Annotated in this window: 18 protein-coding genes; 10 read left to right on the forward strand and 8 right to left on the reverse strand. The window is 65.1% G+C overall.

Features of this window, described 5'->3' with window-relative positions:
• The first annotated feature begins 87 nt into the window (after positions 1-87).
• Positions 88-546: an Lrp/AsnC family transcriptional regulator gene (locus CK498_RS22205; RefSeq protein WP_095623044.1), complete on the forward strand. Its 459-nt coding sequence runs from the start codon at positions 88-90 to the stop codon at positions 544-546.
• Between the two features lie 66 nt (positions 547-612).
• On the opposite strand, the gene CK498_RS22210 is transcribed toward CK498_RS22205, so the two are convergent.
• From CK498_RS22210 to CK498_RS22225, 4 genes are all read right to left on the reverse strand, one after another.
• Positions 613-1,374, reverse strand: a complete 762-nt coding sequence (locus CK498_RS22210) for an SDR family NAD(P)-dependent oxidoreductase (protein WP_095623045.1) — start codon at positions 1,372-1,374, stop codon at positions 613-615.
• 22 nt (positions 1,375-1,396) lie between these two features.
• On the reverse strand, positions 1,397-2,749 hold the full coding sequence (locus CK498_RS22215) for a TRAP transporter large permease (RefSeq protein WP_095623046.1): 1,353 nt from the start codon (positions 2,747-2,749) through the stop codon (positions 1,397-1,399).
• Entirely contained in the window at positions 2,742-3,233 is a 492-nt protein-coding gene (locus tag CK498_RS22220; protein ID WP_095623047.1) for a TRAP transporter small permease, read from the reverse strand. Before CK498_RS22220 ends, CK498_RS22215 begins: the two co-directional genes overlap by 8 nt.
• Before the next feature lie 81 nt (positions 3,234-3,314).
• A complete protein-coding gene (locus CK498_RS22225) occupies positions 3,315-4,322 on the reverse strand; it encodes a DctP family TRAP transporter solute-binding subunit (protein ID WP_095623048.1) in 1,008 nt (335 codons plus the stop codon).
• Between the two features lie 198 nt (positions 4,323-4,520).
• Between CK498_RS22225 and CK498_RS22230 the strand changes: the two genes are divergently transcribed.
• The 4 genes from CK498_RS22230 (at position 4,521) to CK498_RS22245 (ending at position 9,068) form a co-directional block, all read left to right on the forward strand.
• Positions 4,521-5,336, forward strand: a complete 816-nt coding sequence (locus CK498_RS22230) for an IclR family transcriptional regulator (protein ID WP_095623049.1) — start codon at positions 4,521-4,523, stop codon at positions 5,334-5,336.
• A 107-nt stretch (positions 5,337-5,443) separates the two neighbouring features.
• Positions 5,444-6,613 (forward strand): acetyl-CoA acetyltransferase, encoded by a 1,170-nt coding sequence (locus CK498_RS22235; RefSeq protein WP_095623050.1) that lies wholly within the window; start codon positions 5,444-5,446, stop codon positions 6,611-6,613.
• Positions 6,610-8,211 (forward strand): acyl-CoA synthetase, encoded by a 1,602-nt coding sequence (locus tag CK498_RS22240; protein WP_095623051.1) that lies wholly within the window; start codon positions 6,610-6,612, stop codon positions 8,209-8,211. Before CK498_RS22235 ends, CK498_RS22240 begins: the two co-directional genes overlap by 4 nt.
• Positions 8,208-9,068 (forward strand): PCC domain-containing protein, encoded by an 861-nt coding sequence (locus CK498_RS22245; protein ID WP_095623052.1) that lies wholly within the window; start codon positions 8,208-8,210, stop codon positions 9,066-9,068. Before CK498_RS22240 ends, CK498_RS22245 begins: the two co-directional genes overlap by 4 nt.
• A gap of 294 nt (positions 9,069-9,362) precedes the next feature.
• On the opposite strand, the gene CK498_RS22250 is transcribed toward CK498_RS22245, so the two are convergent.
• Positions 9,363-11,075: a thiamine pyrophosphate-dependent enzyme gene (locus tag CK498_RS22250; RefSeq protein ID WP_095623053.1), complete on the reverse strand. Its 1,713-nt coding sequence runs from the start codon at positions 11,073-11,075 to the stop codon at positions 9,363-9,365.
• Positions 11,076-11,278: 203 nt separating this feature from the next.
• Between CK498_RS22250 and CK498_RS22255 the strand changes: the two genes are divergently transcribed.
• From CK498_RS22255 to CK498_RS22275, 5 genes are all read left to right on the forward strand, one after another.
• On the forward strand, positions 11,279-12,304 hold the full coding sequence (locus CK498_RS22255) for a patatin-like phospholipase family protein (protein ID WP_095623054.1): 1,026 nt from the start codon (positions 11,279-11,281) through the stop codon (positions 12,302-12,304).
• A 202-nt stretch (positions 12,305-12,506) separates the two neighbouring features.
• On the forward strand, positions 12,507-13,916 hold the full coding sequence (locus tag CK498_RS22260; protein WP_095623055.1) for a PhoH family protein: 1,410 nt from the start codon (positions 12,507-12,509) through the stop codon (positions 13,914-13,916).
• Between the two features lie 269 nt (positions 13,917-14,185).
• Complete coding sequence (locus CK498_RS22265; RefSeq protein ID WP_217987837.1) at positions 14,186-15,814, forward strand: flavin monoamine oxidase family protein; 1,629 nt, start codon at positions 14,186-14,188, stop codon at positions 15,812-15,814.
• The gene (locus tag CK498_RS22270) at positions 15,811-16,188 is read left to right on the forward strand and encodes a c-type cytochrome (protein ID WP_095623056.1); all 378 of its coding nucleotides are present in this window, start codon (positions 15,811-15,813) and stop codon (positions 16,186-16,188) included. The genes CK498_RS22265 and CK498_RS22270 overlap by 4 nt, the downstream gene beginning before the upstream one ends.
• Positions 16,189-16,190: 2 nt before the next feature.
• Positions 16,191-16,664, forward strand: a complete 474-nt coding sequence (locus CK498_RS22275; protein WP_095623057.1) for a RidA family protein — start codon at positions 16,191-16,193, stop codon at positions 16,662-16,664.
• 39 nt (positions 16,665-16,703) lie between these two features.
• On the opposite strand, the gene CK498_RS22280 is transcribed toward CK498_RS22275, so the two are convergent.
• The 3 genes from CK498_RS22280 to CK498_RS22290 are packed head-to-tail and all read right to left on the reverse strand — an operon-like array spanning position 16,704 to position 21,315.
• On the reverse strand, positions 16,704-18,581 hold the full coding sequence (locus CK498_RS22280; RefSeq protein ID WP_095623058.1) for a complex I subunit 5 family protein: 1,878 nt from the start codon (positions 18,579-18,581) through the stop codon (positions 16,704-16,706).
• On the reverse strand, positions 18,578-20,086 hold the full coding sequence (locus CK498_RS22285) for a complex I subunit 5 family protein (RefSeq protein WP_095623059.1): 1,509 nt from the start codon (positions 20,084-20,086) through the stop codon (positions 18,578-18,580). The genes CK498_RS22280 and CK498_RS22285 overlap by 4 nt, the downstream gene beginning before the upstream one ends.
• Positions 20,083-21,315 (reverse strand): complex I subunit 5 family protein, encoded by a 1,233-nt coding sequence (locus CK498_RS22290; RefSeq protein ID WP_095623060.1) that lies wholly within the window; start codon positions 21,313-21,315, stop codon positions 20,083-20,085. Before CK498_RS22290 ends, CK498_RS22285 begins: the two co-directional genes overlap by 4 nt.
• Positions 21,316-21,321: the final 6 nt, after the last annotated feature.

The raw sequence follows: 21,321 nt of genomic DNA on the forward strand, positions 1-21,321 counted from the left end.
CCCATGGCCTGAAGAATGCGATGGCGTTATTGGCTCGAAACGGGAAGAATGTTGCCTTTTGAGGATCGTGAAGGAAATTACCTGCACATGGACAAACTCGACCTGAGGATTCTCGATCAGCTGCAACGCGATACCAGCCTGACCAACCAGGCACTGGCAGAACAGGTCGGGCTTTCCCCCTCGGCGTGCCTGAAGCGCGTTCGACGCCTGAGGGAGCGCGGCATCGTTCAGCGCGAAGTGGCGATACTGGCGCCCGACGCTCTTGGTGCCAATTTGCATATGCTGGTGGAAGTCACCATGGCTCGCGACAACAAGACACTGTATGGCCAATTCATCAAGCAGGTGGAGGCGGCACCCGAGGTAACCCAGTGCTATCAGGTCACTGGCGAGGTGGACTTCGTGCTGGTCGTCAGCGTGCCCAATATGGAAAGCTATGACCGCTTCTGCGACCGCGTACTCGATGCCAGCGATAACGTGCACAAGTTCCGTACGCTGATTTCACGCAAGCGCACCAAGTTCGAGACTCGCCTGCCGCTGGATATTTAATTTCTCCCTTCGAATAGCGCCGCTTCCACGGGCGTCCCCTCCTCTGCTATCGGCCGCCACGTTACTTCATCGCGCCCTCATCGCCGGCAGGCCAACGCCGGTCGACTGGAAGCCGCCATCAGCGGCCACCACCTGGCCGGTCACGTAAGCCGCCTTAGCGGAACACAGGAAGACGATCACTTCGGCGATCTCGCGCTCCGAACCGTAGCGGTTGAGCGGAATGGCGTCGTGGTAAGCGGCGCGGATGTCGGCGGTGTGCACGGCCAGGGCCAGCTTGGTATTCACCGGACCGGGGGCCACGCAATTGGCGCGAATGCCGTGCTCACCAAGCTCGGCGGCCTGCTGCTGGGTCAGATGGATGACGGCTGCCTTGGAGGTACCGTAGGCCACCCGCAGGGTGCTGGCGCGCAACCCGGAGATGGAAGCGATGTTGACGATCGCCCCGCAGGCGACTTTCAGTAACGGTAGCAATGCCTGGGAGGTGAGGAAGACGCCATCGAGATTGGTGGCCATGACCTCTCGCCAGGTGGCGTAGTCGGTGTCTTCCAGAGGCCGGAAATCGGCGACGCCGGCGTTGTTGACCAGGGCGTCTACACGGCCGTGGCGGCGCGTCAGCTCCCGGGCCAGCTCGGCCACCTGATCGGGCTCGGAGACGTCGCATACCAGCGGCTCGGTGCCGGTCAGCGTAGCGGCGGCCTTCTCTAGCTCGGGAGCGTCGCGGTCGACCATCACTACCGTGAAGCCCTGCTCGATAAAGAGTCGTGTGGTCGCCAGGCCGATGCCACGGGCGGCACCGGTCACCACGGCGATAGGGGGAGAAGTTGTCATTATCGGCTCCTTGCCGGTTGAATCAGTTCAGCGCGTTCACCAGCATCAGCGACAGCGCGGGGAAGGCGGCGATGATCGCCAGGCCTATCAGGCAGATCAGCATGAACGGCAGGGCGCCCTTGGCCACCTGCTCAATGGAGAGCTGGGTCACGTTGGCTGCCACGTAGAGGTTGATCCCCACCGGCGGAGTGATAAGCCCGATGGAGAGGTTGACCATCAGCAGCACCCCAAACCACACCGGATCCCAGCCCATCTGGTGAACCACCGGCAGGAAAATCGGCAGCGAAATGAACATCACGGTGACGGCGTCCATGAACATGCCTACCAACAACAGGATCAGCATGATCACCAGCAGGATCACCCATTCGTTGTCGCTCAGGCCGAGCAGCAAGCCTGAGTAGGTGCCCACCAGGTCATCCACGGTGACCACCCAGCCGAACAAGCTGGCGTAGGCTACCACCAGCATCACCACCGCCGAGGACGCCGCAGCATCACCGAGCGCCTCGTAGAGCTTGGGCACGCTCAGGGTGCGATAGGCCAGGGCTCCGACACAGAGGGCGTAGACGGTGGCCACCAGCGCCGCCTCGGTGGGCGTGAAGACGCCGGAGTAGATGCCCCCCAGGATAACCACCGGCGTCATCAGGCCCCAGAAGGACTCGCGGAAGGTCAGCCATAACCGCCGACGGTAGGGGAATTCGTGATAGGGCATCAGACCCATGGCTCTCAAGCTGGGTGAATCCTTCAGGCTCGACGCTCCCGTTGGGTGGCGGGAGACGCGCCCCAGCGGCAAGGTCACCATCATGATCAAGCCCATCAGGGTGCCGGGCAGGATGGCGGCGAGAAACAGTTTGGAGATGGAGGTTTCGGCGATCACCCCGTAGATCACCAGGCCGATGGAGGGTGGGATCACAATGGACAGCGCCGCCCCGGTACAGACCAGACCAGCCGCATAGGCACGGCGATAGCCGTCCTCCTCCATGCCCTTGATGATCATCGGTCCGATCGCTGCCACCGAGGCGGGCCCCGATCCGCTGACCGCCCCCCAGAACAGACAGACTACGGTACCGACCACCCCCATGCCGCCTGGGAGGCCACCGACCAGTACGCGGAAGAAGCGGATCATGCGTTCGGCGATACCCAGCGAGCCCATCAGGGTACCCGCCAGGATGAAGAAAGGGATCGCCAGCAACGAAAACTTGGTGATGCCGGTGGCGATCAGGTCTCCGGCTATGTCCAGGCCGAAGCCCATGTGCCACATGGCATAAACCGCGGAGAGACCCAGCGCGAAGGCTATCGGCACACGCAGCAGCATCAACAGGAAGAACACCAGGACCATCCGGGTACCGGCGGGGAGATCGGCGATGAGCTCAAACATCGGGAATGCTCCGATCCACGGCACGCCCCTTGCGCGCCTCTTCCACCAGACGCTGCAGGTAGCGGATGATGATCAGCGCGAAGCCGAACGGCACGGCAACTTGATAATACCAGGCCGGCAAACCGAGCCCGTAGGAGCGCATACCAGAGTTCAGCTGATTCATCAGCACTTCCAAGGAGAAGTAGGCTGACAACGCCAGCAGGAGGATAGACAGCGCCCCGGAGATCACGAACACCACCCAGCGCAGGGCCACCGGCAGGGCGTCGTAGAGGATGGTGACCGCCAGATGCTCCCCCCGACGGGCGGCGATGGCAGCGCCGAAGACGGTCAGGATCAGGAAACCGTTGGTCAGCAGCTCCTCGGTGGCCGCCAGGGAGTAATTGGTGCCATAGCGCACCACCACGTTGGCAAAGCCCAGCAGAGTCATGCTGAGGAAGAGCGCCGCACAGACGATCTTCTCGGCTTCTCGTAACAGGAATCTCATGTCAGGCCCAGTCTTGGCAGGAACCGAAAGGTCCGGGCCGAGACCCCAGGGAGGCACGGCCCGGAATGCGGTAGCGGGCTGTCAGTCGCCGCTGGCGTCGATCGCCTCCTGGAAGGCAGCGACGATCTCCGGTCCCACCCTCTCGGCCCACTCGGCAAAGGCCGGCTGGGTCGCTTCCCGGAAGGCAGCAATCTCCTCTTCTGAGAGCTCGGTGATCTCCATACCCTGCTCGCGCAGGAAGTCGAGACCCTCGGCGGTACTCTCGCGGGTGATATCCACCTGGTAGACCATGGCCTCCTCGGCCGCCTGGCGAATTGCCGACTGGGTGTCAGCGTCGTAGCCGTTCCACTTCTCCCTGGAGATGCCCAGGAAGATGGGATCGTAAGAGTAGTGCCAGGCCGTCAGATAGTCCTGTACCTCGTAGATCTGCTGGGGAATGATCACGGCGCCGACCGGATTCTCCTGGGCGTCCACCACACCCTGCTGCAGGGCCGTCATGGTCTCGGTCCACTGCATCTGCTGAGGGTTGGCGCCCAGGGAGTTCATCACATCGACGTACATGGGACCCGCCACGCGCACGTTCAGGCCCCGCATATCCTCGGGGGTTCGGATCGGACGCACGCTGTTGGTGAGCTCGCGGAAACCATTCTCGCCCCAAGCCAGCACCACGATCCCCCTCTCCTCCAATATCTCCTCAAGCAGTTCGACCGGTTTGCCCCGGGTCGTGGCATCGACCTGGTCGTATGTGGCGTAGAGGTACGGCAGGGAGAAGACCGCCATCTCCGGTACCAGTGGGGTCACGTTGATGGCGGAGGTGACCAGCAGGTCCAGAGCGCCCCGCCCCACCATCTCGGCTTGGCGCATTTGATCGCCACCGGAGAGCTGGGCGTTGGGGAAGACACGCACGCCGATCTCGCCATCGGTGGCTTCCGACACCAGCTCGGCAAAGCGCTCCGCCCCCTGGTGCCAGGTGGTGGAATCGCCGGTGTTATGGGACAGGCGTAGCGTCTCGGCGGAGGCGGTACCGGCCGCCATTGCCCCAGCCACGGCAACGGTCAGCACAAGCTTGCAAAAACCCAGGCTTTTCATTGTGTTGTACTCCTTCTGGCGCGCTCGTTCAGTCGAGCCTAATTCTTGTGTCTATATCTGGCTCTTATTGATCCACATCGTGGACCACTAATCATAAATCCAACAAGTCAAACTTGCCAAACCCTTTTGTTAAAGTCAAAGTAAAGCGTAATTACTCATTATAAGCACATGAAGCGCTAGAGACTGATAGTCCATATTATGGAACAAGATAAAGTCAAAGGCAGCGGGAAGACATCCGGCGCCCAGAGCGTCGACCGGGCCCTGGCCCTGCTGAGTCTCCTGGGCCGCCACTCGGGGGAGGGGCTGTCACTCTCCGAGCTGACGGCGCTGAGCGGGCTCAACAAGCCAACTGTCAGGCGACTGTTGCTGGCCCTGATCAACGGCGGGATGGTCGATCAGTGCAACCCCACTCATCGCTACCAGCTGGGGCCCGAGGCTTACCTTCTCGGGCTGCGCGCCTCAGAACACCACGGCCTGGTCAGGACCGCCACCCGCAACGTCGCTCGCCTGGCCAAGGCTACCGAGGACGCCGCCTGCCTCTCTGTCCGGCGTGGACTCTATTCGCTCTGCCTGCACCGGGAGGATGGCCCCTACCCGATCCGCACCTATGCCCTGGTGCCGGGGGCCTATCACCCGCTGGGTGTAGGCGCCGGCTCGCTGGCCATGCTGGCGGCGCTGCCCGATGACGAGGTCGAGACCACCCTGGAAGCGAATCATCAGACGCTGGCCGCAGAGTACCCGTCGTTGATGCCCGAGCGGCTCCGGGAGCTGGTCATGGAGACCCGTCAGCACGGCTACGCCCTGAACCCGGGCCTCGTCTTTCCCGACTCCTGGGGCCTCGGCATTGCCCTGTACTGGCCCGACGGCACCCTGGTCGGAGCGCTGTCGCTGGCGGCCATCGAGAGCCGCATGCAGGAACCGCGATGCCGCCAACTACTACCCCTGCTCAAGCAGGAAGCGAAGGACATCGAGGCGCAGATCGCCCGGCAATACGCAAAGCACCCTCACGGCTAGCACCTCATCGGCAATAGAGGCGCAGCTGGACATATCGAGACAACGAGGGGCACCGGTCAAGCCCCGAATCGGACACGTGCAGACAACAAGAGTAAGGAGTGACACACGTGACACAGGCACAGATCGTCGGTTGGGCACACTCTCCCTTCGGCAAGCTCACCGAGCCCGATACCGAAACCCTCATGAAAGACGTGGTAAGCGATGCCCTGGTCCACGCCGGGGTCACCCACCAGGACATCGACGGCATCTTCGTGGGCGTCTACAACAACGGCTTCTCACGCCAGGACTTCCAGGCCGCCCTGGTGGCCATGGGCGATGAGCGCTTTGCCCATACCCCCGCCACCCGTTACGAGAACGCCTGCGCCACGGGCAGTGCCGCCCTGCATGGAGCGCTCGACTTCATCGAGTCGGGGCGCGGCCGCATGGCCCTAGTGGTCGGCGCGGAGAAGATGAGCGCCACCCCGACCGCTGAGGTGGGCGACATCCTGCTCAGCGCCAGCTACCACCGGCACGAGGCCGACATTCAGGGCGGCTTCGCCGGCCTGTTCGGCAAGATCGCCGAGAGCTACTTCCAGCGCTACGGTGACCGCTCCCGCGAGCTGGCCATGATCGCCGCCAAGAATCACGCCAACGGCGTCGCCAACCCCTGGGCGCAGATGCGCAAGGACATCGGGGTCGACTTCTGCGCCACTGTCTCCGAGCGCAACCCCATCGTTGCCGGGCCGCTGCGCCGCACCGACTGTTCGCTGATCTCCGACGGTGCTGCCGCCCTGGTCGTCGCCGACGCCGAGACGGCGGCCCAGATGCGGCGCGCCATCGGCTTCCGGGCGCGCACCCAGGCCAACGACATCATGGCGCTGTCGCAGCGTAACGTGCTCGAGTTTCGCGGCGCTGCCATCGCCTGGCAGCAGGCGCTGGCGGCATCAGGCCTCACCCTCGACGACCTATCCCTGGTCGAGACCCACGACTGTTTCACCATCGCCGAGATGCTCGAGTACGAGGCCATGGGGCTCGCCGCCCCCGGCGAGGGCCATCGAGTGATCCGCGAGGGCCTGACCCACAAGGACGGCAAACTGCCGGTCAACCCTTCGGGCGGGCTCAAGTCCAAGGGCCACCCGATCGGCGCCACCGGGGTGTCCATGCACGTCATGGCCGCCATGCAGCTCATGGCGGAGGCCGGCGACATGCAGATACCCGGTGCCCGCCTCGCCGGTGTCTTCAACATGGGCGGCGCCGCCGTGACCAACTATGTGTCGATCCTGGAGCGCGTCAAATGAGCATGGACCTGGCCAACGGCATGACACCGGTTTCCACCCGGGTGATGAACCTCTCCCACCTGCTCACCGAGACCGCCCGGCGTCACCCCGACGACATCGGCTTCGTGTGGGGCGAGCGCAGCTGGCGCTGGGCCGAGATGGAGGCCCGGGCCGAGGCCTTCGCCTACGCCCTGGTAGAGGAATTCGGCGTGCGCAAGGGCGACCGCCTGCTGGTGCAGTCGGCCAACTGCCACCAGATGTTCGAGGCGATGTTCGCCTGTTGGCGGGCCGGGGCCGTTTGGGTGCCCGCCAACTACCGCCAATCGCCAGCGGACATCGCCTGGCTGGCGGCATCCTCCGGCGCCAAGGGGCTGCTTTGCGGCGCCGCCTTCGCCGAGCACGCCGCGGCCTGCCAGGCCCATGTGGAATACAGCGTGGCCATTGGCGAGAGCGATTTCGCCCCCGACTACGAGACCCTGGTCGCCCGCCATGCCGGACGGCGCCTGCCAGCGGTGGCAGTGCAGCGCGACGACCCGGCCTGGTTCTTCTTCACCTCCGGCACCACCGGCCGGCCCAAGGCCGCAGTACTGACCCACGGCCAGATGGCTTTCGTGGTCACCAATCACCTCTGCGACCTGATGCCCGGCACCGGCCCCGAGGACGCCTCTATCGTCGTCGCGCCGCTCTCCCACGGTGCCGGCATCCACCAACTCGCCCAGGTGGCCCACGGCGTCAAGACGATCCTGCCGGCTGGCGAGAAGTTCGACCCAGCCGAGGTTTGGGCGCTGGTCGAGAAGTGGCAAGTCACCAACGTCTTCACCGTGCCGACCATCGTCAAGATGCTCGTCGAGCATGACAGCGTTGACGAGCACGACCACACCTCGCTGCGCTACGTCATCTACGCCGGTGCCCCCATGTACCGTGCCGACCAGGTGAAGGCACTGAAAACCCTGGGCCCCGTGCTGGTGCAGTACTTCGGCCTCGGCGAGGTCACCGGCAACATCACCGTGCTGCCGCCGGCCTTTCACCACATCGACGATGCCCGCATGAAGATCGGCAGTTGCGGTTTCGCACGCACCGGCATGCAAGTGCAGATCCAGGACGCTGAGGGCAACGAGGTCGCCTCGGGTGAGACCGGCGAGATCGCCGTAATCGGCCCCGCCGTGTTCGCCGGCTACCACGACAACCCCGAGGCCAACCGCAAGAGCTTCCGTCACGGCTGGTTCCTGACCGGCGACCTGGGCCATATGGACGAGCAGGGCTTCGTCTACCTGACCGGCCGAGTCTCGGACATGTACATCTCCGGCGGTTCCAACATCTATCCCCGCGAGATCGAGGAGAAGCTCCTGGCCCACCCGGATATCTCTGAGGTGGCAGTACTCGGCGTGGCGGATCCCGTCTGGGGCGAGGTGGGCCTCGCCGTCTGCGTGCCCTATCCTGGTGCCGTCCTCGACGCCGACGGCATGGCGGCCTGGCTGGACGGAAAGCTGGCCCGCTACAAACTGCCGCGCCACTATGTGTTCTGGGAGGAGATGCCCAAGTCCGCCTACGGCAAGATCACCAAGAAGTTGATTCGCGAGACACTCATCGAACGCGGGGACCTCAAGGAGGCGACATGAACTCTGATGCCCGACATGCCGGGTCGATGCGTCGCATCATGCATCCGGGACCGTGGGCCGACCAGCGCCATCAGGCAGTGCCCTGCCGAGTAACCCAGCGCCGTCTCGTTCTACGCGGCGGCCAGACGCTGCACGCTGCCGTGGTCATGGCCCTGGAGGAGAGTGGAGCCCGCGCTGCCTATCTCGAACTGGCGGAGGCAACGATGGCATCGCTGCGCTACGTCATTCCGGCAGACGATGAAAGCGGTGAGCACGCCGCCTGGTACAGCGCCACCCACGAACTCGCGCCACCGGCGCTCCTCCATCGCGCCGGTCTGCATGTCGGCCGCCGCGACGGTAAGCCGTTCCTGCACTGCCACGGCCTCTGGGAAGGCGCCGACGGCAGCCAGGCCATGGGACACATGCTACCTACCGAATCGGTGCTGGCAGAGGATACCGAGGCGACCTGCCTGGTGGTGGAGGACGCCCTGCTGGAGGTGATTCACGACGCCGAGACCCGCTTCTCGCTGTTCGCACCGCGCCCCGAGGGTCCACCGTCGACGGGTACCAACGCGTTGCTGTTCACGCTTAGGCCCAACCAGGATCTAGGCGAGGCTGTAGAGGCCCTCGCCGACCGCTACGGACTTACCGAAGCGCAGCTATCGGGCCTCGGCAGCCTTGTCGGCACCACCTTTGCCGACGGCAGTGTCTTGAGCAGCCACGCCACTGAGGTGTTGATACTCAGCGGCCGCCTGGAACATGGAAAAGCTATCATCGAGCTTGCCTCGGTAGGCATCGACGGCATACATCGTCAAGGGCACCTCGCCCCCGGCCACAATGCCGTCTGCGTCACCGCTGAGCTGATACTCCATCAATGATCCAGCCTGCGGCGTCTGAGCTTTGACGCACTCTGTGGATTCCAGCCGCGGTATTGTGTCCGACTCGTTGGATTGCGCATGAGCGGTTGAGGTTGTTCTTGCTGTTATCGGGGCTTGCCGATTCAAGCTAGTTAGCCGGCATAAGGGCGTCAAACGGCAGTGTCAGGACGCGCTGATGACCAGCGCCTTGCGGAAAGACGACGTTGAGCTTCGCACCTGGCCAGCGCGTTCGACGGCGAGCGTGTGATGATCGAGGCGTGAGAGCACGGACACCCACCGAGCGCCCGTGCTGATTCAACGCTTGAGGAAGTTGCTCTTGACCAGGCTCACCACCTCATCCATGCGCCCGGCGAGCACTGCCTTGCCGGAATAGAGCGCGGTGGAGGCGACCTGCCCGGCTTCCACCTTGGGCGGCATCACCAGCTCCATGGGGTTGACCTTCACATCCAGCAGGGCTGGCCCCGGCTGGGCGAACAGCTCGCCGAGGGCCGCGTCGAGCTCGTCTTCGCGCTCGACGCGCTTGCCCCACATGCCGATGGCCTCGGCCACGCGCCCGAAATCTGGGTTGGTTAGGCCGGTGAAGGCATCGAGCAGCCCTTCCACCTTCTGCTCCAGCTCGACGAAGCCCAGCGAGGCGTTGTTGTAGACCACCAGCTTGAGCGGGATCCGCTCCTGCACCAGGGTCAGCAGGTCGCCGAGCAGCATCGCTAGCCCGCCGTCGCCACACATCGCCACTACCTGGCGCTGTGGGTAGGCAAGCTGAATGCCGATCGCCTGGGGGTAGGCGTTGGCCATGGTGCCGTGCTGCAGGCTAGCCAGGGTGCGACGCCGGCCATGGGTCTGAATATGGCGCAGCATCCACACCATCGGGCTGCCGGTATCAGCAGTGACGATCGCGTCCTCGGCGGCCAGGCGGTCCACCGCCAAGGTCAACTCCTGGGGGTGGATCAGGCCGTCATCGCGGGTGTTATGCGCCGACTTCTCCAGCGACTTGCGGTAGCGCTTCAGGCACTTGTCGAGCCAGCGCGTGCTGGTCTGCTCCTCGACCACCTCGAGCAGCGCCTCGCAGGTGTCCCGGGTGCTGCCGACCAGGCCGATATCCACCGGGTGGCGGCGCCCGATCTGCGCAGGGTCATGGTCGACCTGGATGATAGTCGCCTTGTCAGGGTAGAACTGGGTCCAGGCGAAGTTGCAGCCCAACAGCAGCAGAGTGTCGCATTCGGCCACCGCTTCATAGCCGCCTTCCAGACCGAAGACCCCGGTCATGCCCACCTGATAGGGGTTGTCGTGTTCGATGAAGTCCTTGGCTCGCGAGGTCCAGGCCACTGGCGCCTTGAGCTTCTCCGCCAGCGCCAGCACCTGCTCGCGGGCGTGTTCGCAGCCGGAGCCGGCGAAGATCGAGATCTTGCCGCCGCGGTTGAGCTGCTTGACTGCCGGTACGAACGATTCGGCGCTGGGGCGCAGCGCGTAGTCGAAGCGATGCGCCCGGTAGGGCAGGTCCTGGGACGGCGTCTGGGTAAACAGGTCGCCGGGCACGATCAACACCGCTACGCCGCGCTTGGCCAGCGCCGTCTGGGCGGCGATGGCGGCCATGCGGCGGGCCTGCTCGGGGGAGGCCAAGGTCTCGCAGAACACGCTGTACTGCTTGAAGATCGGTGACTGGTCGACTGCCTGGGGGAACCCCACTCCCGACTCGCCAACCGGTACCTGAGAGGCGATGAGGACCACCGGCGCACCATTGCGGTGGGCATCGTACAGGCCGTTGACGAAGTGCAGACTGCCCGGCCCGCAGGAGCCGGCACACAGCGCCAGCTCGCCGGTCATGTAGGCCTCGCCGCCGGCGGCGAAGCCGCCTACCTCCTCATGGCGTACCGGCACCCACTGGATATCGCTCTGGCGCAGGCTGTCGGTGAAGTGATTGAGCGTATCGCCGGCCACGCCATAGCAGCGCTTGGCGCCGGCCTGCTGTAACGTCTCGACGATGATGCTGGCTACGTTGTGGCTCATGTGCGAATCCCTCCGCGTCAGCGGCAGCCAGGATGGCTGCCATTTCAACCCGCTGCCCTCATGGCACGGGTCATGTTTCCAGCCTAGGCCTTGCCGCGGGCGGGTTTCAAATCCCCGCCGGCGTTAAGCGTTGACTTGGTGGGCGGCGACGGTGCCCACTATGCTCAGCACATATTGCATTGCATCAACGCCAGGGAGGCGACATGCCAGAGACCAAAGCCATTGACCTGGCGCTTCAGGGCGGAGGCGCACACGGCGCCTTCACCTGGGGCGTGATAGACCGCCTGCTGGAAGACCCGCGCATCGAAATAGAGGGCATCAGCGGTACCAGTGCCGGCGCCATGAACGCCGTGGTGGTGGCCGAGGGGCTGACCCGCGGCGGCGAGCAAGCCGCGCGGGAAGGGCTGGAGGCCTTCTGGCGCGCGGTCAGCGACGCCGCCATGACCAGCCCCATCAAGCGCACCCCGCTGGACATGCTGCTCGGCAACTGGAGCCTCGACCACTCCCCCGGCTATCTGATGATGGATTTCATGAGCCGCGTGGTGTCGCCCTACCAGTTCAACCCCTTCAACCTCAATCCGCTGCGCGACCTGCTGGCCGAGCTGGTCGACTTCGAGCGGGTTCGTCGCTGCGACTCGCTCAAGCTGTTCGTGTGTGCCACCGATGTGAAGAGTGGCAAGCAACGGGTCTTTCGCCGCGAGGAGATGAGCGCCGATGCGGTGATGGCCTCGGCCTGCCTGCCGTTCATGTTCCAGGCCGTGGAAATCGACGGCCGCGCCTACTGGGACGGCGGCTACGTCGGCAACCCGGCGCTGTTCCCGCTGATGGAGGAGTGCGGCTCGCGGGACATCGTGATCGTGCAGATCAACCCCATCGAACGCGACGAGGTGCCGACCAGCGCCGCGGCGATCCTCAACCGCATGAACGAGATCACCTTCAACGCGTCGCTGATCAAGGAAGTGCGCATGGCTGCCATGCTCAAGGGCCTGATCAGCGATAGCGGCATGGATATCGGCTGCTACCGTGACACCCTGTTCCACCGCATCAGCGCCGACGACGCCCTGGAAGGGCTATCGGTGTCGAGCAAGATGAACGCCGAGTGGGCGTTCCTGTGCAAGCTGCGCGACAGCGGCCGGGCGGCCTGCGACGCCTGGCTCGATGCCTCCTTCGACGACCTCGGCAAATGCTCCACGCTGGACATCGACAGCGTCTACCTGCAACAGGAATGACACAGCGTTGACACCAAAAGTGGCGAAATCGAAGCTCACGGCACATGCTAATATCGAAAGCATGACTGCCACACTCGAAGAGGAGGAACGTAGCGCACGCATCATGGAAGCGACGCTGGGCACTAGATGACAGCCTGTCACATGACCGTAAGGTGTCACTGCCAGTGTCGACATTGCCGTCAACCAAGGAGTGCTTCCACCGATGGTACGACTCGACAAGAAGGCCACGAGGCTTTACGTACTGGACACCAACGTCCTGATTCACGACCCCGCCGCGCTTTATCAGTTCGAAGAGCACGATGTGGTCATCCCGATGACCGTCCTCGAAGAACTCGACAAGCACAAGAACGGCATCCGCGAGATCGCGCGTACCGCTCGGCAAGTCAGCCGCACCCTCTCCGATATCACCAGCCAGGTCAGTTTCGACGACATCCAGCAGGGCATCCCCATCCCTCGCATCAGCGGTGAGACGGGGCGTTTGCGGTTTCTCTGCTACCAGGACCTCAAGCCCCTCGACAACCTCGAGGACAGCCCCGACAACCGCATCCTCGCCGAGACCTGCCGGCTGCGCGACGAGCGTCCCGACGCCTCGGTGATCCTGGTCACCAAGGACATCAACCTGCGGGTCAAGGCCTCGGCGCTCAGAGTGCCGGTGGAGGACTACCTCAACGACCGCGCCTTCTCCGACAGCGACGCCATGATCGAGGGCGCCAAGGTCTATGCCGATGCCGGCCAGGACGGCAACGGGCTGTGGGAGTGCCTCAATGTCGAGGTCAGGGTCGAGCGCGTCGACCACCACACTTTCTACCAGCTCAGCGGCGAGACGCCGCGCGACTGGCACGTCGGCATGCTGGTCTCGGACAGCGACAACGGCGCCGACTTCGAGGCCATCGTGCGCGAGCTGACACCCAGCACGGCGCGCCTGCAGCTGCTCACCAACTACCGCCACCACGCCGGGGTGTGGGGCGTGCACGCCCACGACAGCCGTCAGAACTTCACCCTCAACCTGCTGATGGACCCGGAGATCGACCTGGTCACCATCGCCGGCAACGCCGGTACCGGCAAGACCTTCATGACCTTGGCCGCTGCCTTCCAACAGACCCTCGACGCCAAGCAGTTCGAACGCATCGTGTTCACCCGCGCGCCGATCCCCATGGGCGAAGACATCGGCTTTCTGCCCGGCACCGAGGAGGAGAAGATGTCACCGTGGATGGGCGCCTTCCACGACAACATGGACAACCTGCTGCGTAGCGAGGATGGCGACACCAGCTGGGACAACGGCGCCACCCGCCAGCTGCTCGGCTCGCGGGTACAGATCCGCTCGCCGGGCTTCATGCGTGGGCGCACCTTGAACGACACCTTCCTGATCATCGACGAGGCGCAGAACTTCACGCCCAAGCAGCTCAAGGCGCTGGTCAGCCGTGCCGGGCGCAACACCAAGATCGTCTGCCTGGGCAACGTCGGCCAGATCGACACCCCCTACCTCACCGCCAACACCTGCGGCATGGCGGCGGTGGTCGAACGCTTCCGCGACTGGCCCCACGCCGGCCATATCACCCTCAAGAGCGTCGAACGCTCACGCCTGGCGCTGGCCGCCGAAGAGCTGCTGTAACCCACCCCAGCACCCCGAATCCCCGCGCCTCGGCAATGCCGATGCGCGGGGATTGCCGTGGGATCGTACTCACAAGCTTCCATCAGGCTTGCCCACTGCACCACCTCCTCAGGTGACGCCCATCAGACTCGTCATGTTGGTGCAGTTACATTGCAGGCTAACGAAGCCGTACTGACGAATGTCCTCATACCTCGTTGTCTAATGAAGGAATACTCGAACTTGGCATGGATGCTGCGATGTCCCCATTGTCTGACATGGAGGAATCGCAGATGCATGAACAACAAACGCCATTATCATCCGGCGGACGGGACAGGACAGGCGCCATCACAGGACAGCTGACCCGCCGCCATTTCCTGCAGGCCCTTGGGGCCGTCGGCGGCGCGGGCATGCTGATGTCGGGACTTGCCGCCTTCAATATCGGCATCGCTTCGGCCCAGGATCGTCCGCCCCCCCTCTCCGGTGACGGTAACGGCAAGACGGTCATTATCCTCGGCGCCGGATTGGCCGGCTTGGTTGCCGCTTACGAACTAGGCCGCCAAGGCTATAACTGCAAGGTACTGGAAGCCCGCCGGTACTCAGGGGGGCGCTGCCAGACGGCACGCCGGGGTTTCGTTCTGCCTCAGCTGGGTCAGGATGACGAAGTCTGTGACTTCGATGACGGCGAGTACTTCAACCATGGGCCCTGGCGAATTCCCTATCACCACCGCTCGACACTCCACTACACCCAGGAATTCGGGATTCCCCTCGAGATTTTCGTCAATCACAACGAAGCCGCCTTTGCCTACCGTGATGGAGAAGGTGCCCTGAACGGCCAGGCAGTGCGCCAGAAAGAAATCATCGCCGATATGCGTGGCCATACAGCGGAGATCCTCGCCAAGCATGTCGACCAGAATGCCCTGGACGTTCCCCTTACTGCCGAGGAGCGTGAGAAGTTTCTGGAATTTCTGGTCGGCGAAGGCCATCTCGACCGCGAGAGCCTCGATTACTTGGGTACCGGTGGCCGTGGCTACGCCAGCGACCCGGGGGCGGGTCTCAACCCGGGTGAGGCCTCATCGCCACACGCTCTCTCAGCGCTGCTGAATTCCGACCTCTTCGGCATCGTCAGCTCGGTGAGCGGTTACACCCAGCAAAAGACCATGTTCCAGCCGATCGGCGGCATGGACCGCATACCTCAGGCATTCGAAGAACAACTCGGTGACACTATCACCTTTGGCGCTCGGGTTACCCGCCTGCAACAGAGCGAGGACGGAGTGGTGGTGGACTATCAGGACGGTGACGCCGGAGAGTCCCGGCAACTGGCGGGGGATTACTGCCTATGCACCATTCCGCTGTCGGTGCTGCGCAATATCGAGAATGACTTTACGGAGGAGTTCCGCAGTGCCATGGACGCCGTTAGCTATACCCCGACCTGCAAACTGGCCCTGCAAATGAAGAGCCGGTTCTGGGAGGTCGAGGACCATGTCTTCGGCGGCCACTCTTTTACCCACAATAGCGAAGTGGGCAACATCAGCTACCCCTCCACCGGCTGGCAGGGGAAAAAGGGCATCCTGCAAGGGGTCTACAACTTCGGCGCCAATGCCGCACAGTTCAGTGCTCTGCCCCGGGAGCAGCGTATCGACAAGGCCCTGGGCGTCGGCGAGAAAATTCATGCCGGCTACCGGCGCGACTTCGAGACGGCCTTCAGCACCGCCTGGCACCTGGTCCCGGAAAACCTTGGCGGCTGGGCCAGCTGGTCCGACGAGGCTCGACAGAACAGCTATCCGCTACTCAATGAGCCTCAGGGGCGCGTACTGCTGGCCGGAGAGCACCTTAGCTACATGACAGGCTGGATGGCAGGCGCCATCGAGTCATCCTGGCTGCAGATCGAAAAGCTGCACGAGATGGCGATGTCCTCATGAAGCAGCTGATCACTTTCCCCCTCATTACCGCCCTGCCGCTGATGGCAGCACTCCCCGCAAGCGCCGATGGCGAATCCCTCTATCAGCAGAACTGCTCGGCCTGTCATATGGTCGATGGCAGCGGCATCCAGGGCGCCTTTCCCGCCCTCACCGATAGCGACTTCGTCGCGGGTGATCTGGAGGACTTGATTCGGGTAGTGGCCTATGGCCGCGCCGGCATGCCCTCCTTCGGCGAAGAGCTGGCCAGCACAGAGTTGGCTGAGATCCTCGGCTACATTCGTGAAACCTTCAATGACACCGACACCGACCTTAGCGCCTCAGATATCGAGAGGCTGAAAGTAACGGCAACCGCCAAAATGGGAAGAGAGGAGTAACAATGACGATCAAGTACGCAATTGCCACCACTCTGCTGGCTACGGCCATGGCGACCGGAGCCCAGGCAGACGCCATCGAGCGCCATCCGATACCGGACTCGGATTTTCCAATCCTGCAGGCCGTAACCCTCAGCGACGTTAATCTCACCTACCTCAGCGGTACCGTGCCTCTGGCCGATGACGACGGTGAGTTCGGTGATACGGAAGCACAGACGATCTCCGTGCTGGAGCGCATCGAGGGGAACCTGGAGCGGCTCGACCTCGATATGTCGGATGTCGTCAAAATGACCGTATTCCTGGTGCCCACCGAGGAAACCGGCCGTATCGACTTCAGCGGCTTTATGGATGGCTACACCACGTTCTTCGGCACCGAAGATCAGCCTAACCTCCCAACCCGTTCAGTGGTCGGTGTCGCCGACCTTGCTAACCCGGAATGGCTGGTGGAGATCGAGGTGGTAGCCGCCACCGAACGCTGAGCCACCGCCGCGCCCCGGATATCCGGGGCGCAGCAGCCGTTAACCCGCCAGCGCCAGCCACAGCACACCAACCAACCCTACCATCAGCGGCACTGCCCAGCGGCGCAGCCAGGCTTCCCAGCGCTGCAGTGCCATCAGCCAGGCCATGGCATGACGTCCACAGCCAGCGGCGAGATCCTGGGCGGTTTCCTGGGCATTGCTTAGCCGCGCCACCCCGCGGCGCAGGGGGCCACTCAGCGAGCTTGCCAGGTGCACGTAGAGCGGCCAGAGATCGCCGGGTGGCAGGCGTTCGGCACGGCTGATGCGCGTATGCAGCCGCGGTTCGAGATGGCAGGCCACCACCAGCGCTGCGGTGACTACCGCCCCCAACATCACCGGCCACAGCAGGCCAGGAAGCTCGCCCCAGGGCGGCAGGTCGGTGGCTTGCACCGCGCCGGCGGGCGCCTCGGGCAGCGTCAGCCACCAGGGCACGGCGGCGGCCAGCAGCGCACACAGCGCCCAGGCCAGGGTCATCGACAAAGGCGCCGGGGCAGCGCCATGGCGGCGCGCCTCCCGCCAGGCGTGGGCCTGGCACCACAGGGTGCGAGCCATCAGCAGGCTGGTGCCGAGTGCCGCCCAGGTCAGCAGCGTGACCAGCCAGCTCCAGCCGGCGTCGTAGAGCCCCGCCTTGAGCACCCACTTGGCCATCAAGCCGCTGGCCAGGCCGCCGGCCAGCGACAGCGCCGGCAGCGCCAGCAGTAGCCACAGCAGCCAGCCCGGCAGCCGCGGCGGATGCTCGGTGATGCCTACGCCCAGGAACAGCGCGCCCTTGTTGAGCCCGTGATGGACGGCGAACAGCACCAGCGCCGGGGCCAGCATCGGCCACAGCGACGGGGCGATAAGGGCCAGCCCCACCAGCGTGGTCATCATGCCCATCTGACTGACGCTGGAGTAGGCCAGCACCGCCTTGGGGTGGCGCTGGGTCACGCCATACAGCGCCGCGCCGAAGGCCGCGATCAGTCCCGCGATCATCATCACGCGCCCCAGCCCGGTAAGCGCCGTCAGCCCCAGCGGCAACGTCTGCCACCAGCCCAGCAGGCCGGCCTTGATCATCGCCCCGCTGAGCACCGCACTAGCAGGCGTTGGCGCCACCGGATGCGCCAGCGGCAGCCACACGTGCAGGCCGATCACCCCGGCCTTGACGCCGAAGCCCAGCCACAGCAGCGCGGCCATGGCATTGGCCTGGGGCGCCACCGCCAAGCCTTCGCGCAGGCCGGTCAGGGTCAGCGTCTCGGCGCTGGCCGCCGCCCACAGCAGCCCGGCCAGGATCATGCCCTCGCCGAGGATCGCCATGATCAGATAGGCGCGACCGCCGCGATACGCCTCGCGGCTGCCGGCATTGACCACCAGGCCGTAGGCGGCGAAGGTCATGATCGCGAAGCCGGTGTAGAAGCTGGCAATATCCTCGGCGACGATCAGCATCAGGTTGCCGGCCAGGGTCAGCGGCCAGAGCAGCACGAACGCCTGCAGGTCGCGCTCGGCATCCGGGTCGCCATGCCGCGCACGACGCGCCTTGCCGCCCAGGTAGCCATGGGCGTAGCCACCGGCCAGCGCCCACAGCAGCGCGGTGAAGCCGAGCAGCGCGCGGCGCGTGCCGTCCAGCCGCCACTCGCCGCCGAGCAGCCACCAGTCAAGCGTGAGCGACGCCTCGGGCAGCGCCAGCGCGACGCCCAGGGCCGGCAGCGGCGCACTGGCCCACAGCGCTACACGCCAGCGATACGGCCAGTCGCCAGCGATGCCCGGAGGCACCACATAGCGCCCCGAGCTGCGCTGTTCGATTAGCGCGCGGCCGTGACGCCAGGCCAGGGTGCCCGCCACCAGCGCCGCCATGGCCAGCGGCCAGGCCACCGTCAGCAGTAGCATATGCGCCAGGCTCATGGCAGGTACTCCTGAGTGGCGATCAGGCTTGCCCAGCTCAGCGGGCTGAACGGCAAGCCGGCAAAGACACCCGCCAGCAGGCTGAAAGCCGCCGTGGCCAGCGCTGGCCACAGCAGCCAGGCGCTGGTCTCGAGCCGGCCCAGGCGACGCTCCTCGGGCCAGGTGCCGACGCCCTCCAGCGGGCCGGGCTTGAACCACAGCCGGTAGAGGATCGGCAGGAAGTAGGCGGCATTGAGCAGGCTGCTGGCCACCAGCACCGCGATCACCCACGACATGCCGGCCTGAATCGCCCCCATGCCCAGGTACCACTTGCTGAGAAAGCCGACCAGCGGCGGGATGCCGATCATGCCCAGCGCCCCCAGCGTGAAGGCCAGGCTGGTGCCGGGCATGCGCCGCCCTACCCCGTCCAGCTCATCGATACGGTGGATACCCAGCTCCTCGGCGTAGTTGCCGGCGCAGAAGAACAGCGTGACCTTCATCAGCCCCTGATGCAGCAGATGCGCCAGCCCGGCGATGGTCCCCATCGGGCCGAACAGGCTGATGCCGAGCATGATGTAGGAGACCTGGCTGACCGTGGAGAACGCCAGGCGGCGCTTGATATCGACCTGGGCCAGGGCCCGCAGCGAGCCGTACAGGATGGTGAACGAGGCCGCGATGGCAAGCCCGGTCAGCAGCCCCAGCTCATAGCTCAGGGCGATGCCATAGACGTCGTAGACCACGCGCACGATGCCGAAGGCCCCGGCCTTGACCACCGCCACCGCGTGGAGCAGCGCGCTGACCGGCGCCGGCGCCACCATCGCCTGGGGCAGCCAGCCGTGCAGCGGCACCAGCGCCGCCTTGACCCCTAGCCCCAGCATCAGCAGCACGAAGATGCCGATCAGCCATGCATGGTGCTCTGGCCCCAGATCGGCCAGCACCTCGCGCTGGCCGAAGTTGACCTCGCCGGCCAGCACGTGCAGCGCCACTACCGCGATCAGCAGCAGCACGCCACCGCTGACGGTGTAACGCAGGTAGGTGGCCCCGGCGGCCAGCGCCTTGGGCGTGCCGCGGTGGACCACCAGCGGATAGGTGGAGAGCGTCAGCAGCTCGTAGAACAGCATGAAGGTGAACAGGTTGCCGGCCAGGGCGATGCCCAGGGTGCTGGCCACGCACAGGCTGAAGAAACCGAAGAAGCGCTTGCGGTTAGGCGAGCCTTCCAGGTAGCCGATGGCATACAGGGTGGTGAACAGCCACAGCAGCGACGACAGCCCGGCGAACATGATGCCCAGCGGGTCGGCACGCAGCTGGAAGCTTACCCCCTCCACTACCGTGAAGCCGAAGGCGTAGCTGTCGCCGCGAGCCAGCCCGGCCACCATCAGCGTTACCAGGCCCAGTTTGAGCAACGCCGCCCCCAGGTTCAGCGTGGTACGCGCCAGCCAGGCGCGCTCCGGCAGCAGGAAGATCAGCGGCGCCACCAGCAGCGACGCGGCCAGGGTCACCAGCAGCAATCCTGGGTTGTCGTTCATGGCGGGCCTCCGATCAACGACACCAGCGGCGCGGCGGCCAGGCCGGCGCCCATGGCGGCCAGCGCCAGCAGCAGCGCGATGATATCCAGCGACACCGGCGGCACGCGGATCTCCTGCTCCTGCTCGGGGACGACAAAGCAGTAGCGGAAGACCCGGAACACATAGGCGGCGCCGAGTAGCGTCCCCACCGCGACCACCACCACCCACTGCCACTGCTGGGCGAGGATCGCCGCGTGCAGCAGCATCCACTTGGCGGTAAAGCCGCCGCTCGGTGGCAGCCCCAGCAGCGAGACCGCAGCCAGGCCGAACACCAGCAGCGACAGCGGCAGGCGCTGGCCGACGCCCGACAGCCCGGCCAGGTCACCGCGCCCCATGGCCAGCACCAGGCTGCCCACCGCCATGAACATCGCCGCCTTGGCCAGCGCGTGGCTGATCACCAGCAGCCAGGTGCTCTGCCAGGCCAGGGTGGCGACCGCCTCGGCGGTGCCGAACAGCAGCGGAAACAGCAGCAGCAGGTAGCCGACCTGGGCCACCGTGGAGTAGGCCACCACCCCCTTGAGCTCGGTCTGGCGCCAGGCCAGCAGGCTGCCCCACACGATGGCCACGCTACCCAGCCAGCCGAGCAGCTGTGCGCCGCTCAGCGCCGCCGGCGCCAGCGTGGTCCATATGCTCACGGCCATGAAGAAGGCGGCCTTGATCACCAGCGCGGCGTGTACCGTACTCACCGGGACCCAGGCCGCGGCATGGGCCGGCGGCAGCCAGCCGTGCAGCGGAAACCCCGCCATCTTGATCAGCAGCCCGGCGCTGATCACCGCCAGCCACCAGGGTGCGACCTCGACCTCGGCCAGCGCCACCAGGCTCAGGTCGGGCTGCTGGCCGGCCAGCCAGGCCACTGACGGCAGTAGCAGCAGCGAGCCGCTGAGGGTGCACAGCAGATAGCGACGCCCGGCCTCCTGGGAGGCTTGGCTTCCGGGCAGCAGCATCAGCGCCACAGCGCATAGCGCTGTGACTTCCAGGGCGAGGTACTGGACGACCAGGTGGCCACTGGCGAACAGCGTGTACAGCGCCAGCCATAGCAGCGCCAACAGCGGCCACAGCAGCAGGCTGCGGCGGCGCGGCGCATCGCTTGCCGGCAGATAGCGCACGCCGTGCAGCGCACTGGCCCCGACCACCAGGGTGGTCAGCGCCATCAGCAGCAGTGACAGACCGTCGGCATGCGGAAACGGCATCGGCCC

The organism is Halomonas salipaludis (assembly GCF_002286975.1).
In the GTDB taxonomy this organism is placed as follows: domain Bacteria; phylum Pseudomonadota; class Gammaproteobacteria; order Pseudomonadales; family Halomonadaceae; genus Franzmannia; species Franzmannia salipaludis.

Coding starts and splice junctions, on each gene's coding strand:
- CK498_RS22205 (WP_095623044.1), top strand. CDS start 88: ATGGACAAACTCGACCTGAGGATTCTCGATCAGCTGCAACGCGATACC.
- CK498_RS22210 (WP_095623045.1), bottom strand. CDS start 1,374: ATGACAACTTCTCCCCCTATCGCCGTGGTGACCGGTGCCGCCCGTGGC.
- CK498_RS22215 (WP_095623046.1), bottom strand. CDS start 2,749: ATGTTTGAGCTCATCGCCGATCTCCCCGCCGGTACCCGGATGGTCCTG.
- CK498_RS22220 (WP_095623047.1), bottom strand. CDS start 3,233: ATGAGATTCCTGTTACGAGAAGCCGAGAAGATCGTCTGTGCGGCGCTC.
- CK498_RS22225 (WP_095623048.1), bottom strand. CDS start 4,322: ATGAAAAGCCTGGGTTTTTGCAAGCTTGTGCTGACCGTTGCCGTGGCT.
- CK498_RS22230 (WP_095623049.1), top strand. CDS start 4,521: ATGGAACAAGATAAAGTCAAAGGCAGCGGGAAGACATCCGGCGCCCAG.
- CK498_RS22240 (WP_095623051.1), top strand. CDS start 6,610: ATGAGCATGGACCTGGCCAACGGCATGACACCGGTTTCCACCCGGGTG.
- CK498_RS22245 (WP_095623052.1), top strand. CDS start 8,208: ATGAACTCTGATGCCCGACATGCCGGGTCGATGCGTCGCATCATGCAT.
- CK498_RS22250 (WP_095623053.1), bottom strand. CDS start 11,075: ATGAGCCACAACGTAGCCAGCATCATCGTCGAGACGTTACAGCAGGCC.
- CK498_RS22255 (WP_095623054.1), top strand. CDS start 11,279: ATGCCAGAGACCAAAGCCATTGACCTGGCGCTTCAGGGCGGAGGCGCA.
- CK498_RS22260 (WP_095623055.1), top strand. CDS start 12,507: ATGGTACGACTCGACAAGAAGGCCACGAGGCTTTACGTACTGGACACC.
- CK498_RS22265 (WP_217987837.1), top strand. CDS start 14,186: ATGCATGAACAACAAACGCCATTATCATCCGGCGGACGGGACAGGACA.
- CK498_RS22270 (WP_095623056.1), top strand. CDS start 15,811: ATGAAGCAGCTGATCACTTTCCCCCTCATTACCGCCCTGCCGCTGATG.
- CK498_RS22275 (WP_095623057.1), top strand. CDS start 16,191: ATGACGATCAAGTACGCAATTGCCACCACTCTGCTGGCTACGGCCATG.
- CK498_RS22280 (WP_095623058.1), bottom strand. CDS start 18,581: ATGAGCCTGGCGCATATGCTACTGCTGACGGTGGCCTGGCCGCTGGCC.
- CK498_RS22285 (WP_095623059.1), bottom strand. CDS start 20,086: ATGAACGACAACCCAGGATTGCTGCTGGTGACCCTGGCCGCGTCGCTG.
- CK498_RS22290 (WP_095623060.1), bottom strand. CDS start 21,315: ATGCCGTTTCCGCATGCCGACGGTCTGTCACTGCTGCTGATGGCGCTG.